Annotated in this window: 13 protein-coding genes; 8 read left to right on the top strand and 5 right to left on the bottom strand. The window is 44.6% G+C overall.

The annotated features are described in order from the left end of the window. Positions 1 to 106: 106 nt before the first annotated feature. Positions 107 to 1,474 carry an MATE family efflux transporter gene (locus J4N37_RS07955; protein ID WP_252040481.1) on the bottom strand — a complete coding sequence of 456 codons (1,368 nt, stop codon included), beginning with the start codon at positions 1,472 to 1,474 and terminating at the stop codon, positions 107 to 109. Between the two features lie 198 nt (positions 1,475 to 1,672). Here J4N37_RS07955 and J4N37_RS07950 point away from each other — a divergent pair, with 198 nt between their 5' ends. The 5 genes from J4N37_RS07950 to J4N37_RS07930 all read left to right on the top strand — a co-directional run bounded on the left by J4N37_RS07950 (position 1,673) and on the right by J4N37_RS07930 (position 7,136). After that, a complete protein-coding gene (locus tag J4N37_RS07950) occupies positions 1,673 to 2,383 on the top strand; it encodes a helix-turn-helix domain-containing protein (protein ID WP_252040479.1) in 711 nt (236 codons plus the stop codon). 101 nt (positions 2,384 to 2,484) lie between these two features. Next, positions 2,485 to 3,420, top strand: a complete 936-nt coding sequence (locus tag J4N37_RS07945) for a DMT family transporter (RefSeq protein WP_252040477.1) — start codon at positions 2,485 to 2,487, stop codon at positions 3,418 to 3,420. Between the two features lie 173 nt (positions 3,421 to 3,593). Beyond that, positions 3,594 to 4,598 (top strand): protein-methionine-sulfoxide reductase catalytic subunit MsrP, encoded by a 1,005-nt coding sequence (gene msrP / locus J4N37_RS07940; protein WP_252040475.1) that lies wholly within the window; start codon positions 3,594 to 3,596, stop codon positions 4,596 to 4,598. Further along, positions 4,595 to 5,212: a protein-methionine-sulfoxide reductase heme-binding subunit MsrQ gene (gene msrQ / locus J4N37_RS07935; protein ID WP_020197473.1), complete on the top strand. Its 618-nt coding sequence runs from the start codon at positions 4,595 to 4,597 to the stop codon at positions 5,210 to 5,212. The genes msrP and msrQ overlap by 4 nt, the downstream gene beginning before the upstream one ends. 415 nt (positions 5,213 to 5,627) lie before the next feature. Next, entirely contained in the window at positions 5,628 to 7,136 is a 1,509-nt protein-coding gene (locus J4N37_RS07930) for a DUF3360 domain-containing protein (RefSeq protein WP_005446025.1), read from the top strand. 189 nt (positions 7,137 to 7,325) lie between these two features. Here J4N37_RS07930 and J4N37_RS07925 read toward each other — a convergent pair whose 3' ends face one another. Next, entirely contained in the window at positions 7,326 to 8,207 is an 882-nt protein-coding gene (locus tag J4N37_RS07925) for a LysR family transcriptional regulator (RefSeq protein ID WP_252040472.1), read from the bottom strand. A 151-nt stretch (positions 8,208 to 8,358) separates the two neighbouring features. On the opposite strand from J4N37_RS07925, the gene J4N37_RS07920 reads away from it, so the two are divergent. Next, complete coding sequence (locus J4N37_RS07920; protein ID WP_252040470.1) at positions 8,359 to 9,189, top strand: NAD-dependent epimerase/dehydratase family protein; 831 nt, start codon at positions 8,359 to 8,361, stop codon at positions 9,187 to 9,189. Between the two features lie 203 nt (positions 9,190 to 9,392). Here the strand turns inward: J4N37_RS07920 and J4N37_RS07915 are convergent, their stop codons facing one another. From J4N37_RS07915 to J4N37_RS07905, 3 genes are all read right to left on the bottom strand, one after another. Beyond that, complete coding sequence (locus J4N37_RS07915; protein ID WP_252040468.1) at positions 9,393 to 10,160, bottom strand: alpha/beta fold hydrolase; 768 nt, start codon at positions 10,158 to 10,160, stop codon at positions 9,393 to 9,395. Between the two features lie 73 nt (positions 10,161 to 10,233). Then, positions 10,234 to 11,325 (bottom strand): DUF1254 domain-containing protein, encoded by a 1,092-nt coding sequence (locus tag J4N37_RS07910; protein ID WP_252040466.1) that lies wholly within the window; start codon positions 11,323 to 11,325, stop codon positions 10,234 to 10,236. Positions 11,326 to 11,347: 22 nt separating this feature from the next. Then, complete coding sequence (locus tag J4N37_RS07905; RefSeq protein WP_503046733.1) at positions 11,348 to 12,136, bottom strand: hypothetical protein; 789 nt, start codon at positions 12,134 to 12,136, stop codon at positions 11,348 to 11,350. Between the two features lie 133 nt (positions 12,137 to 12,269). Between J4N37_RS07905 and J4N37_RS07900 the strand changes: the two genes are divergently transcribed. Both J4N37_RS07900 and J4N37_RS07895 read left to right on the top strand, forming a co-directional pair. Next, positions 12,270 to 13,178 carry a LysR family transcriptional regulator gene (locus J4N37_RS07900; RefSeq protein WP_252040464.1) on the top strand — a complete coding sequence of 303 codons (909 nt, stop codon included), beginning with the start codon at positions 12,270 to 12,272 and terminating at the stop codon, positions 13,176 to 13,178. A gap of 173 nt (positions 13,179 to 13,351) precedes the next feature. Next, entirely contained in the window at positions 13,352 to 14,152 is an 801-nt protein-coding gene (locus J4N37_RS07895) for a DUF3626 domain-containing protein (RefSeq protein ID WP_252040462.1), read from the top strand. Positions 14,153 to 14,252: the final 100 nt, after the last annotated feature.

Genomic DNA, 14,252 nt, shown 5'->3' with positions numbered 1-14,252 from the left:
ATTAAACGGATGAAGCTGTGTTTTCTAGACTACATAGGCTGCGAATTAACCGCATGTTTTTAAATTTCTCACCTATTATGTGCCTTTTAAATCTACTACCTATTAATTACTTCACTGCTTCCGCTTCCACTAGCGGTGCTTGAGTCGCAGACAAGTTTTGTTTTACGTAACTAGTAAGTTGTAACCATGCAAACAAGCCTGCTAGAACGTTAGCAATTGTCGCCGCGATGACGATTGTAAAAATGTCACCCTGTAACGAGCCGATGGCAATCGCTGGGATGTACAGAACCACCAATCTTACAAAGCAAACGAATAGGGCAGTTTTGGGTTTACCTAATGCGTTGAAGATGGAAGTCACAACCATACACAAACCTAAAGGGCCGTAGCTAAACGGAATCACCCAAAGCGCTAGCTTTAACCAGTCTTGCATTGTGTTGTCCGCCGATAGTAGAGGAACAACGATTGGTAAACTCACCACCAACAAAGTTGCGATGACCAAGTGGAACAAATTCACAAAGCGAGAAGCCGATTGTACGAGCGCTTGGATTGAATCAAAACGTTCGGCACCGAGTTCACGGCCAATCATTGGTGGCAAAGACATGGTGAGTGCCAGCGTGAAGATCAGCAAGAAGCTTTCCACTCGGTTTAACAAACTCCAAAATGCGATTTCATTAGTACCAAGATGAGCGATGAACATAACCGTCACGAAAGCACTGACTGACGGTAAAATCTGATTCATCATGGTTGGAATCGTGGTTTTGATCAGCAGGGCGACATCATTTTTGCTAGCTAAAGCCGAAGAGAAAGGCGCGAACCATTGTCGACCTTTAGCTTTGTGCATCATGTAACCCGCGCTGATGGCAAAGCCAAGCATCGATGCTAATGCAGCACCCGCAATCCCCATGTTTAGAACGAACATAAAGATCGGATCAAGCACGAGGTTAATAAGGCTTGCGATAACAAAGACAGAGCCCGTGACTTTAGTATCGCCATTCGCACGGTAAACACAGGTCATCAAATACAGCACGGCACTGGATAGTGCGCTCAACAGCCATAAGCCCCAGAACTGACCAAATAACGTTTCGAGTTGTTGGTATTGCGCGCCACTGTCTTTCATAGAGACAAAAGCAGAAAACACGCTTTGCTCCATCAAGCACAACGCAAATCCAATGAGAGCGATAAAAGCGCTGCCGACCATCAATGCAAGTGAAGCGATATTTGTCGCGCGTTGCGTATTATTTGCACCAAAAGCATGTGAGATGATCGACGTTGCTGCGACACCAATGCCGACTTGAATGCCAATAAAGCCAGCTTGAAACGGCATCGTGATACCTTGCACAGTAAGCTCGTTCACGCCAAGCATGCCGATAAACACTGCGTCGATAAGTTGTACTGACATGATCGCAAAAAGACCGACAGTCAACGGCAGTGTTTTTTCGAGAACGGATTTTAAGGTCGAGGAAATCTCTATCATCACAAGGCTCTTGATTCGAAAGTTCGGGAACAATGCCAGTATAGGGTTGCGATTGTTAATGATAAGAGGGCTAATCCCTAAATCAGTTTTTAGATTTGGTTAATAATCCAAATCAGTCGGCGTATTTGTGTTGTGTGTTTGACTGGTTATACTCAACGTATCTTTCTGAAAATATGCGTATTCGTTAGCCAATCTGATATGAAAAACAGCCTCAGTATTCGAGCTTATACCAAGCAATTACAGAGCCATTCACACGGGGATTATCATCAATTGGTGTTGCCTATCCACGGCAATATTGCGATTGAGATGACAAACTTTGTCGGTAAAGTCACCGTTGGTGAGTGTGTCGTGATTCCTGCTGGCACTGAGCATGGGTTCAAAGCCGATGAAATGGCGCGTTTTATTGTTGCGGACTTGGACGTTTTGCCAGAGCACTTTCTTACGGAACAATTGGCAGTGTTTTCTGTTACGCCACCACTGTTAAGCTATCTTCATTTTGTAGAAAAACAGTTGCAGCACCAAGTTGATAGTGGGTTAGAGAGCTCGATTTTGAATGTGTTCTCTATGCTATTAGAACAGCAGACCCACGCAAAGCCTGTTGACCCTAGGATTCGAGCAGTACAAAGCCATATTGCTGAAAACATGGATACGCCTTTGTCTATCGATGAGTTGGCTAAGATAGCTTGTTTGAGCCCGACTCAATTTAAGAAGCGATTTAAAGAAAGTCTTGGTGTAAGTACATTGCAGTACATTACTGAGTTGCGAATGGAAAAAGCCAAAGCTTTGCTCACACATACCGACTTACCAGTTCAACTGATTGCCGAGCGGGTCGGGTACACCGATTTATCTGCGTTCAGTCGTCGCTTTTCAATCCACTTTGGTTTGTCGCCACGCGAGTTAGCCCGTTAATAACGTCTCATTAAACGATTCTTGCGTCCTTTCTGCAAAGTCCGTTCTTCTTAATCAACGTATCCTTTTCTCTACGGAAAATCATTATAGAGAAATAAAGCATGTCATCTGTTGCGATTCAATCGACGAGTCAATATCAAGCGGGCGCACTGGCGATCTTGTTCGCTTCTTTGATGTGGGGAACGACAGGCACAGCCGCGAGTTTTGCTCATCAAGTCAGTCCGTTAGCCATTGGCGCTTTTGCTATGGGTCTTGGTGGAGTGATTCAAGCAATGTTATCTTGGCGTAGCATCCGTCATCAACTCCATCAGATTTTACTGTTTAAGTTAGCGTTAGCAATAAGCGGCGTTGCATTAGCTGTGTATCCTTTGGCGTTTTACACGTCGATGAAGCTTTCTGGTGTTGCCGTTGGTACCGTTATCTCAATTGCCAGTGCGCCTTTCTTTACCGTTTTAATAGAGTGTCTTTTTAGCAAAGGTAAGCGCATTTCTACCCAATGGTGGGTGAGCTTCGCATTTGGTGTGGTGGGCATCATGATGTTAGTCATGGCGAAATCGGGTGGGGCGGTTGAATCAGACCAAGCCTCTTATCTTTTGGGCATCGTTTTGGGGCTCATCGCAGGGTTAAGTTACGCCATTTATTCGTGGGTCGCTAAGCGAATGATTGATAGCGGAATCAAATCCCAAGCGGCGTTAGGTAGTATCTTTGCTGGTGGTGCTCTGTTGTTATTGCCTAGCTTAGCGTTTACCGGAGAAAACCTATTCACCGGCGTCACGAACGCTTTTGTTTCAGTCTATATGGCGATCGTTCCAATGTGTTTGGGTTATCTCGCGTATGGTTATGGATTAAGGCACGTTGATGTTAGCAGTGCAAACCTTCTCACGTTATTTGAACCTGTTGTTGCGGCGGTGTTGGCGGTTTGGATTGTTGGGGAGAAGATTGCTGTCTCTGGTTGGATTGGCGTTGGATTGATTGGTGTATGCCTGATTCTTCAAACCTTAGATAAAGAGGCGAGCAAACCAAAACAGATGACATGATTTCCTCGCGAATAAGGTTCCCAAACTAACGGACATCGATGAAAAGCGTTAACTCGCATGCATATCGGTTTTTCGTTTTCTATGAAATAGAACTGCCATTGCTACGGTCTGTCTTAATCAACGTATGACCAGTTCGCTATTTACTAAAAGTATGAACACATTCGGGGAAGATTATGTGGATTAAGAAGAATCATCGCTGGGCTTTATCTGAAAACGAAGCGACGCCAGAGTCCGTCTATAAAGAGCGTCGAGAGATATTGAAAAAGCTTGGCATTGCGGTGGTCGGTATGCCGCTCGCTGCGAATGCACAAGCGGGTATTTTGGACATCTTCTCGTCGAAGGAAAAGCCAGTCTCAGATAATCGAATTGACCTTAGCGCAGCAAAGCCACAGCAGTACCAAGTGGATCTTTCCCTTACCCCTGAAAGTAAGGTTCTGAAATACAATAACTTCTATGAGTTTGGTACCGATAAGTCTGATCCTGCGAAAAACTCTTCTGAATTTGTGTCTGACCCATGGACGGTTGAGGTCGACGGCTTGGTGAATAACCCAATTAAGCTCGACTACGATGACATCTTTAACAAGTTCACACTAGAAGAGCGAATCTATCGCTTACGTTGTGTGGAAGCGTGGTCAATGAACATTCCTTGGATTGGTTTTCCTCTAGCGGACATCATCAAAATGGCGGATCCAAAAAGTAGCGCGAAATACGTTGCTTTTGAAACCCTCTACGATCCAAAACAGTTCCCAGCTCAAGGCTCGTTCAGCAGTATTGAATATCCTTACGTCGAGGGGCTTCGTCTTGATGAAGCAATGAACCCGCTCGCGCTGATTTCTGTGGGTTTATACGGTAAGACGCTTGCGCCACAAAACGGTGCGCCGCTTCGCTTAGTTGTACCGTGGAAGTACGGCTTCAAGAGCATCAAGTCTATTGTTCGAATTCGTTTAACTGACCGAGAGCCGCCAACAACGTGGAATCGTTTAGCGCCGAATGAATACGGTTTTTACGCGAATGTGAACCCGAATGTTGACCATCCACGCTGGAGCCAAGCAAGCGAGCGTTTCATCGGTGAGGGCAGTGTACTCAGCACTCGCAGACAGCCAACATTGATGTTCAACGGCTACGAGGAAGAGGTGGCGCATCTCTATAAGAATATGGATCTGAGGAAGTTCTATTGAGAAAGCTGACGCCAAAACACATCATTGCGCTTAAAGTCCTAATCCACCTTGTCTCTCTCGGTTTCTTAGGTCTGCTGGTCATTGCTATTAATACCGACAACTTAGGTGGCGACCCCGTTCAAGGCATCATTCATTACACGGGTATTAGCGCGTTGAATACGCTGTTTATTACCTTGTTGGTTTCTCCGCTTGCGCGTTGGACCAAGCAGGGGTTGTTAGTTCGAGTTAGGAGACTACTCGGGCTCTACAGTTTTTTCTGGGCAGTGCTTCATTTGGTTGCGTTTGCCGTGCTCGATTTGGGATTAGATTGGAGTTTGCTTGCCTCCGAAATCGTCAAACGCCCTTACTTGACCGTTGGTGCGGCAGTGTGGGTAATCTTGTTACTTCTGGCGGTGACTTCGACTCAATCCATTCAACGTAAAATGGGGCCTAAATGGCAAAAGCTGCATAACTGGGTTTACTTAGCTGCGATATTGGCACCGATTCATTTCTATTGGTCGGTGAAGTCAGAGGTAGCAGAGCCAACCATCTATATCCTAATCGCCATTGGTTTGTTGCTGGTGCGCTGGAAGACATTGAAGCAGCGAGTGTTTCGAAAGATGTTATCCAGTTGATGCGCTGTTAGACTAATTGCGATACATGAATCAACAGACTAAAAGGGGCTACGTGAGCCCCTTTCTTTATTGGATAAAAAGCCGCTAACCCAAGCTTTCTGTTGCTGTTGGCTCACCACGCTTCCACACCTTTCGTTCGCTCTCGCCAAAGACCTTAGGCTAGGTCTATCAAATCCCACTACAACGCTCATACCATTAGCCCGAACCCTACGACTAATGTCTAACTGCCTGAGACTATTTGTATTTTTTCGTTTGGTATAAGGTACTAGCAACTGAATTTTAAGAGTTCATAAAGATCAGTCATCGAGTTCTTGTAGCAGAGAACATATAGACAACGACTCGCTTAATCTTCGTTTAGTGAGTAAACAACGTTGGTTGGAAAACACACCTTAGAGTGTGAACGAAAGGAATCACAATGAGCAGCACTTTAGAGTCCGTACATATTGGAACAGATAAGCCTAAAGCCAGTGAGGATGAACTCACTTATGAACAACAACATAAACCAAGCTCGGAGTTTGAGTCCCGAGAACAATATTTAGAGCACGAGTTGCAAATCATGGCGCCTAAACGTTGGCGTCCCAATTTGCCGTTTAAAGATTATCGATTCGAGGTAGAAGACACCATTCCAGCGATGGCCGCGACCATTGGTAAAGTGGTTATGGTGGGAGCCATTGCCGCAACTTTTGCCGGGGCGCTAGGGCTGAACGAGGGCTTTATTTTAGAAAATGTTCGTTATGAACTGCTCATCGCCTCTGTTTTCATTATTCTTTTCTCAGGCTTTCTATTGCCGACCGCAAACCTAGCGGGTACACACGGCCCACTGATCCCATTAATCCCTATCGTCGTTGCAGCAGGTGGGCACCCAATGGCCTTTGGTCTGCTGATTGGCGCTTTTGGCATACTGTTAGCCATCAGTAAAGGTGGCAGTATGCTGGCAAATCTCACCAGTAAAGGCGTGTGTGGCGGTTTATTGCTCTACCTTGGCTTTGTTGGAACCGTCTCTCAAGTGAAAAAACTCTTCGCTTGGGCTGAGGGAATAGGGATGAGCCACATCGCTTTTGTCGTGATCTTTTGCACCATTATTTTATACGCATTACTGGAACATTTTCGTAAGCGTTGGCTAGCCGTCCCTCTTAGTTGCTTGCTAGGCGGTACATTAGCTTTTGCCATGGGCGCCCCGTTTTCTTTTCAAACCGAGCCCGGCTTACCCAACATGAACCCTATGTATTGGTGGGGAGAAGATACAGGCTGGATGCTAGGGTTACCGACGATTGAGCATTTCATGGTGGTACTGCCTTTTGCTATTTTAGCCGTAGCCATGTGGTCGCCTGATTTTTTAGGGCACCAAGTGTTCCAAAAAATCAGCTATCCAGAACGTACAGAAAAAGTACATATGAACATCGACGATACGATGACTACCGCTTCAATTCGTCAGACGTTCGGCTCTTTGCTCGGTGGTACTAACTTTACGTCTTCGTGGGGAACTTACATCGTTCCTGCGGCTATCGCTAAACGCCCTATACCTGCCGGCGCGTTGCTGACGGCACTGTTCTGTATCATCGCCGCGGTTTGGGGCTACCCAATGGACTTAGCGATCTGGCAACCTGTACTTTGTGTTGCGCTTATTGTTGGGGTATTTGTGCCTTTGCTAGAAGCAGGAATGGAAATGACGCGTGAGGGGAAAACCACACAATCGGCAGCGATAGTTGTATTTTCTTCAGCGCTCGTTAACCCTGCATTTGGCTGGTCTCTCACCATGTTGTTAGATAACTTAGGCTTAGTCGGCTGTAAAGAACGTAGTGGGGAGCTGAGTAAAATGAGCCGATGGGTGTTGCCTGGCATTATGTTTATTGTACTAACAAGTGTAATGGCGTTGGTGGGTCTACTACCAGGGATACCGGCGATTATTCCAAGTTTTCGTTAGATAGGCCCAAAGCACGATTTATAGTTTGAAGACCCTTTTTCTAACCTGATAGAAACGGTTTAGTTCTGTTGATCTAAACCGTTTTTTGTCCCATTTCGAGTTAGAACAGAAGTGATGAGATAACACTGGATTAATCCTCTAACATAGGCGGCCGTTTGTTCTTGTGCCAACCTCCTATGGTCGCTCATATCAAATCAACTGATGCTTGCTTTTCGCTACTTCCCGAATTTGATCAACTAATGTTCGAACTTCACCATGCTCACTTTTATCTGCTGCACACATCAACCTCAACTCGCAACGTAATGTTGGTGAAACACGTAGCCGAGAGACCTGCTTCTTCCAATCATCAGGAAAAGCTAAACCAGGGATGAGTGATGTGCCGTACCCAGAGGCTACGATAGAAAACAGTGCCGCAGTGTCTGAAACCGTCGTTTTTATGTTCAGCGTGTGTTGATGCTTATCAAATAACTCCTGTATAAATATTTCACACCCAGAGGAAGACACAATAATCGGTTTATCATTCAAACTTACTAAGTCGACGATCGATGTCTTCGGTTGACCATAGGGGGTAATAAAATAAAACTCATCCTCAAAGAGTAACTCACTGCAAGTCGGATCCATGTTATATGCGACTCCAATATCTGCAATTCCCGCTTTTACCCACTGTTCTACTTCTTGGTCTGTGCCAGTAAATAAGTTGATCTCTAGATTTGGGTGCGTTCTACGGACATTCACCAAGATCTCAGAAAGGATGACTCGAGACACGCAGTTGATTGCTGCTACATTCACTGTGCCGGAAATAGATGAGCCGGCTAGTTTCAATATATCGTTGATGGCGCTCAGTGCGATGGTTGCTGATTCGCTTGCAGCTAACCCAGCGGCCGTGAGAGTAACACCTCTTGATCCTCGTACCGCTATGGGTGTCTCGATTACCGTTTCAATAGCTTTGACCGCATGGCTAACGGCTGCTTGCGTTACATGAAGATGCTCTGCTGTTCGACTAATGCTGCCAGTCTCTCGAAGTGAGTCTAATGCCTTCAACATCATTACACTGATATTAGCATTTTTCATATCGGTATTAAATTATGTCAATTTACTAATATCAACATGGTAATTAGTCTATCTCCAAATTGAAAGCACAAACTCAAGTTCCAAACTAAAAGAACTTGTTGAGTAAGCGCAACGTGCAAACAACTACAGTGTTGTTTATCGGAGGATATAAATGTCGAAAACAATCTTAATTACGGGCTCAAACGGCAGAATTGGCTCTGCATTGGTAAAGTATATCGACGACTTTTTACCTGATTACAAATTGATCCTCGCAGATCTGAGTGTCGATGATGAGCGAGGAATAAAGTTAGATATTAGTGATCTAGCTGCTGTTCGTTCAGTGTTTCAAGAGAATAATATCGATGTTGTGGTTCATTTAGCGGGGCTCGCTTCTCCTGATACGCCATTCAAGCACTTACTACCTGCCAATATCGTTGGTGCTTACAACATCTTTCAAAGTGCGTATGAAAGTGGAGTTGATCGCGTGGTGTATGCGAGTAGCGCGCAAACAATCGAAGGTTATCCGCTTGATATTCAAGTAAAAGAAGATATGCCGACACGTCCTAAGAATCTATACGGTGTCAGCAAAGTCTTTGGCGAAGCACTTGGTGCATACTATGCGTATCAAAAAAATATTGAGGTAGTCGCTGTCCGAATTGGTGCTTTTGAGTATCAGCAGGAGTGGAGACAAATGAGTTCACGAGACTTGAGTGCATGGAGTGAACCGCAAGACCTCTGCTTATTGCTAATAAAAAGCATTGAGTCTGAATTAAAGGATGAACCTTTCGTCATCGCTCATGGAATCTCAAATAATCGCTTTAAGAGGTTGGACATTACTGAAACTAAAAAGTCTCTTGGCTATGACCCGAAAGCAGATGCTTTTGACGCGTGGAATATGAGCTTTGCAGTCGAGAGCGAGCCTAGCGCTTGTACAGAGAAAAAACCAGCAAAGGAGTCGCTGTTTTGGGATAACTTGAGTACATATTCAAGAATAAAAACGTAATAACTTCACTTCTTCGTAGGGGACTTATATAGAACTAGCGAGCGTAATGGCGTTGGTAGGTCTATTACCAGGGATACCAGTAATTATCCCAAATTTTCGTTAGGTAAGCTCATAGTACGATTTATGGTTTGAAGACCCTTTTTCTGGCCTGATAGAAACGGTTTAGTTCTGTGGAGTTAAATCGTTTTTGCCCCAGAACGTGTTTACAATCGCTCAGCTTTTATGAATACCCCGTACTTCAGATAGGATAAAACCAGCGATACTACTAACGGATCGGAGCGTAATTGGTGATGTGATAGGTTAACCTCAATGTAGGCATGCATATTTGCTAGTTTTGCGGAATTTACGCTCACTAAGCCGTCATTCGGTTCTTCAAAATATCGATTCGTCCAGTTATATCCCTGAGTACCCGCGATGATCCCTACCTTATAATTTGGGTCTCCCAGCATCGCGCCAAAGCTCTCTTCTGATGTTGTTAATGCTAGGGGGATTTCGCCCAGCCAGTTCATCCAAAACTTGTCAGCATAGTGATCCGCGACTGCGCTTCCGTGGTTCGGCGTGCCAATCATCACAACTCTACCCAATCGCTTTTGCTGTAAAAAGGCATGCTCCTCTTGAAGGTAGTGTCGAATCAATAATCCTCCAAGTGAGTGCCCAACGAAATGAACCGTTTGTGTATTTGCGCTTTGGTCTAAGCAACTGTTGATTTGTAAATATGCCTGTTCGATCAGTGCTTTCTTTTTAATACCAATTGAGCGGTAGTCTAGGGTACAAGTTTGATAGCCAGCAGCCCTGAGTTCCTTAGTCAATGCCCCCATTGCTCGACCACTTTTCGCCAATCCATGGGCAAGGATGACCAAATCAGCTTCATCGTTCTCAACTTGCGGTTCTGGGAAGTTCGAACAGCCAACGGTGACTAGCAAGAGAAGTAATACCAACGGCTGCAATAAGATGTTTTGCGTGATACTCATATCGAAAATCTTAATATGATGAAGCCCTTATCACGGAAAATGAGATAAGGGCATCAGGAAGTTTAAGATTGGTTTAGTTCACCGATATTTCTTTAAGTTCAGGTAGTTGGTACTGCTTCATCGCTTCGACATCTGGGCGATATGCGCGAATCTGACCACGCCAACCATCGACATTGGTTTGAGCAAAGTTTACGTTCTGCGCCTCTGCAATGCTTTGGCATTTCTGGTCACCAAAGATAACGGTAAAGCTGCCATCATCATGACTCTTAAATTCTGGACGACTAGTGCTTACGATGTTGTTTTCATCGGTCATCAGGTAGTTTTGTGAGTCATACATGGTTAGAGAACCAAATGCTTTTGCAGGGATAGCATCAAACGTCGCGGTGTAGCATTTTCCTGCTTTAGTATTCTCAGGTGCCCACGATGCGTACATTGCCGTTGATTCCGGACTTAATCCCCAAGAGCCAGCGATGGTGTAGGTCCACTTTTCCCAGTCACTCACGTCATGGATATTGAACTGAACCGAATCGTACATGTCTGGTAGGTTTCCCCACTCTTTAAGGAGAGCATTGCGTAGTGCTACTACTTGTTCTTCGGTTGTGTCACTCTCATAGGCAACGGCAGAGTTAGATTCAATCTTCATCTTTGGTTGCAGAACATCTTTGATGTAATCGAGATCTTCTTGCGTCGCATCGGTGCCTGTGCGAATTCCAACGTATACATAATCTGTATCAATTTCACCAGCGGCGTATTCGTATACACCCGGCTCCCAAACATATTCAACGAAGGTATGGTTCTGGTCTTGAATGTGCAAAGACATAAAACGATCACCCATTTCAGGCACTTCGATAGTAAAGCCTTCACGAGTATCAATGATAGCAAGTGAGTAAACGGTATCCACATTTGGAGTTACTAACCAGTTATCGCCCGCTTTGGTTAGACCAGGGAAGTGGATGAATTCGTTAATCTCACCTCGGTTTAGCATATTCAGCGCGAAGAGATCGCCTTCTTTTTGCTGATATTCCATTGCTGTCATACCGAAATCGAGAGGATTTACAGCCCAATTAGAAGAGTCAATATTGGCAATCACCTTAGCAGTGTTCGTTGTCGCTAATGCTGAAGATGAAAGTAGGGCGATTGAAAGCGCAAGAGTTGTCTTTTTCATAGTGTTTACCTTATGCAAATTATTAAAGCTGGTAATTAAATTCGATGATGTGAGTGCCGTCTTTGTAGCTAAGCTGTTCATTCCACTGAGCGAAATAACGAACGTTGAACTTAGGGTTGATCTGGTAAGACGCGGCAAATTCGTGATTCAGCACGTTGTCGCCATCTGCAAATGTATGGTTTTTATAGTTATCCGAACCAGACAGTGTCTTCATAAACATTGGGTTGTAGTTCAACCATATGTTGTCGGTAAACTCGAATTTGCCGTAAGTCCCGACAACCGCGAATGTACCGGGTACCGTATAGCCACTGATAGTGTCGCCATTGTCATTGAGTGCGTTGTTGGCAAACGCAGCGCCGACCCCTGCTAGTGGATAAAGCTGCAGTGCACCAAACGCAGGTAGGGCTTGAATTAGGCTGTAAGAAAGCGAACCTGCTTCCGTATCGAAGTTATAGTTGAAGTCCACTTGAGAGCCTCGGCCATTGGTGAGGTCAACACCAAAGCGGCGCAAGCGCAGGCTATCAATGCTGTCATCGGCATAGTCACGCACTCCGAGTGCATCACCAAAAGCGCCTTTTAGTTCCAATACATTCATGCCCATCGTTGTGTCACTGCCTGTATCGAAGGTCTGACCCAGCTTGAGGTTAATACCCTTGTCCGTGTATCCCATACCAACTTGTGTATACACCGCGAGTGGGTCTGACATGTCTTGAACGGCTTCCGTGCCTTGGTTGTTGTGTTGGTCTGCATAAGCCAAAGGTGTAGCCATAAGCAGACCGAGGGTTAATGGAAGTCGTTTGGTTTGAAACATATCTACTGCTTTCCGTTGTTGAGGCGATGAAAGTATCTTAGGGAAATTGAGATATGCTCAGAAGTGAAGCTGTTGATTGCTAGAAATTAACTATATTAATATCTAAGTCGTTATTCTTTTCAGAGGTTTGCTAATGAAATCGTTTGATTACAACTTACTTAAAGTTCTTCGCGTTTTGATAGACACTCAAAACACACGCCAAGCCTCTGAGGTATTGAACCTGAGTCAATCAGCTGTCAGTCATGCCTTGAACCGTCTAAGAGATACGTTTGATGACCCTCTGTTTGTGAGAGAACGTTATGGTTTGGTGCCAACAGAGCGTTGCTTAGAAATTGAGAAGTCTTTACCTAGTTTGATAGAACAAATCGATGGACTGTTTGAGGAAAGCGGTGGCTTCAATCCAATGCAATACGAAGGGAAGATCTCTATTAGCCTAACGAATGCGCTCACCAATGCTATCGGTGTTCAACTGTATCGAGAGTTGAGCAAACGAGCGCCTAACGCCCAATTTGAGCTCATGGATTGGACATGGCAGGTTGAGTCGGCGCTTCTATCAAGAAAGGTACACGTCGCTTTGGACTATGGCCCAGAAAGCTATTCGAAGCAGATAAGGCAGCAATTGATGCCAAAGAGCCGCTATGTAATCTGTGTTCGCGAAGCGCATCCACTGACCAAATTGAAGTCTGTGACGCTGAAGGATATTGCTCAATACCCTTTGGTTCTTATTCGGACACCCGATTGGCGTAGTCGACACGAAACAGCGGAGGATACCTTACTTAAAGCAGGCTATATGCCGAACGTCGCTCTGAAGTCTGACTCGCCTCAAGTCAATTTCGACGCTATTCGCCGCTCAGACGCGATATTTCCAATGATACGCTCAACTGAACTACTACCAGAGGGTATCAAGTGTGTCGAGTCCATCGAGCAGTCGCCAAAATACAATATGGATATTTATGCCTACTACCTATACCAAACCAAGGATCTTGCATTGAGCGCTTGGTTAATTAAAGAGATTGAATCGATACTTAAATCGACGTTCTAGAACTTGCTGTCATTCATAAACGGTTAATTTAGGTTAATCCCTAACTTAGAATTACCCCTTATCTAGATAGACTGCTTTTGACTATGCCATACTAGCGCTTATGAACTTCAACTAATACAAGCAAACCCAAAAGGACCATTGTGACGGTAAACGCTGTGCTTAAGGCGATAGAGATGGTGAAAACCAAGTCTGATAGAGAGTCTATTTGTATCAATCATGATGTCACAATCAACTTTCACCCTGATCGATACACTACATCCAATAAACCTTTACTCTTAGCGATAGCGCAAGATGGGTACTTAAAGTCTCAGTTTGAAACTCAAACCAGCAATGGTGGACTCACTGCATACAAAGGTGGGGAGCGATGCCTTTGGGAACAAAGTATTTTTGGTAGAGCTTACGATAAAGTAGACAATTGCTTTCGCCCCGAATATGGGGCGCTGAATTTTCGAAACTATGACGTTGGGGCGGCACCTCGCTTTGGTTCTTCATATTTTAAATTAAAACCTCATACACTAGAACGAACAACATTCTGTTATCCAGATAGTTACTTTGAACCACAGGACTTCGCTGTTTCAAATCGTCTAGAATCTGTGATAGACAAGGCGAACTCTTCATGTGCAGACTTGTTAGATGATTATATTGAAGCCCATATTCACGGGGTTGTGTCTATTCGAAATGACATTGAGAGTGTCGTGTTAGATCCCATTTATAAAGGCAGTGAAATTCACGACCAAGCGCTGGAGCTAGGGGCTCCTTTGGAGTGGCATGGCGGTTTTGAATTATCAGTAGAAGAAATGAGCCGCTACCCAGACTATCGAGGTCAGTCATTTATTGATTTGGCTAGAGAGCTTGTCCCCAATGGTATGCTCAATGCCAAGTTACTAGGTTTAGCTGTAACTGAGCATGGCTATGAAGAACAAGATATCAAAAAAATTTGGCACTACTTGGCTAGGTTTGGCCGAAAGCGATAGTTTCTTCTTTCTAGACAAATTAGCTTTTCGCATTAGCTTAATTTGGTAAAACGCGCCGTTGTAAAGTATTAGATCTAACACGTTATTGCCCAGAAGTAAG

Source organism: Vibrio sp. SCSIO 43153 (assembly GCF_023716625.1).
In the GTDB taxonomy this organism is placed as follows: Bacteria; Pseudomonadota; Gammaproteobacteria; order Enterobacterales; family Vibrionaceae; genus Vibrio; species Vibrio rotiferianus.
This window is presented reverse-complemented; position numbering and strand designations above follow the sequence as displayed.

What these genes read in the sequence shown, in the direction of transcription:
- J4N37_RS07955 (WP_252040481.1), bottom strand. Translation starts at nt 1,474, where the DNA reads ATGATAGAGATTTCCTCGACCTTAAAATCCGTTCTCGAAAAAACACTG.
- J4N37_RS07950 (WP_252040479.1), top strand. Translation starts at nt 1,673, where the DNA reads ATGAAAAACAGCCTCAGTATTCGAGCTTATACCAAGCAATTACAGAGC.
- J4N37_RS07945 (WP_252040477.1), top strand. Translation starts at nt 2,485, where the DNA reads ATGTCATCTGTTGCGATTCAATCGACGAGTCAATATCAAGCGGGCGCA.
- msrP (WP_252040475.1), top strand. Translation starts at nt 3,594, where the DNA reads ATGTGGATTAAGAAGAATCATCGCTGGGCTTTATCTGAAAACGAAGCG.
- J4N37_RS07930 (WP_005446025.1), top strand. Translation starts at nt 5,628, where the DNA reads ATGAGCAGCACTTTAGAGTCCGTACATATTGGAACAGATAAGCCTAAA.
- J4N37_RS07925 (WP_252040472.1), bottom strand. Translation starts at nt 8,207, where the DNA reads ATGAAAAATGCTAATATCAGTGTAATGATGTTGAAGGCATTAGACTCA.
- J4N37_RS07920 (WP_252040470.1), top strand. Translation starts at nt 8,359, where the DNA reads ATGTCGAAAACAATCTTAATTACGGGCTCAAACGGCAGAATTGGCTCT.
- J4N37_RS07915 (WP_252040468.1), bottom strand. Translation starts at nt 10,160, where the DNA reads ATGAGTATCACGCAAAACATCTTATTGCAGCCGTTGGTATTACTTCTC.
- J4N37_RS07910 (WP_252040466.1), bottom strand. Translation starts at nt 11,325, where the DNA reads ATGAAAAAGACAACTCTTGCGCTTTCAATCGCCCTACTTTCATCTTCA.
- J4N37_RS07905 (WP_503046733.1), bottom strand. Translation starts at nt 12,136, where the DNA reads ATGTTTCAAACCAAACGACTTCCATTAACCCTCGGTCTGCTTATGGCT.
- J4N37_RS07900 (WP_252040464.1), top strand. Translation starts at nt 12,270, where the DNA reads ATGAAATCGTTTGATTACAACTTACTTAAAGTTCTTCGCGTTTTGATA.
- J4N37_RS07895 (WP_252040462.1), top strand. Translation starts at nt 13,352, where the DNA reads ATGGTGAAAACCAAGTCTGATAGAGAGTCTATTTGTATCAATCATGAT.